Raw genomic sequence first — 277 nt, forward strand, 5'->3', positions numbered from 1 at the left:
GTTTTAAATCGTATTGATCGCTCTACATTGGAACACTTTTTGTTCCATTTCAGAACACACCTCTGCTTATGTATTCTAGAAAGCGTTGTCATTTCCCCCTTTTTCGACTTGGTACGATATTTGCTTTTAGAAAAGGATGTACAGAAACAAGTGATAAATAGAGGAGGCGCTCGCATGATCTACGCTCAACCCGGCCAAGCCGGATCCAAGGTGACTTTCAAAAATCGCTATGAAAACTACATTGGGGGAAATTGGGTTCCACCAGTGAAGGGTGAAT

Annotated in this window: 1 pseudogene; it reads left to right on the top strand. The window is 41.9% G+C overall.

The features are described from left to right. Positions 1-174: 174 nt before the first annotated feature. Positions 175-277: pseudogene (locus SB773_RS31435) on the top strand (aldehyde dehydrogenase family protein); the annotation flags it as partial.

The sequence above is a fragment of the Bacillus sp. SIMBA_074 genome, from assembly GCF_046534555.1.
GTDB lineage: Bacteria > Bacillota > Bacilli > Bacillales > Bacillaceae_G > Bacillus_A > Bacillus_A mycoides.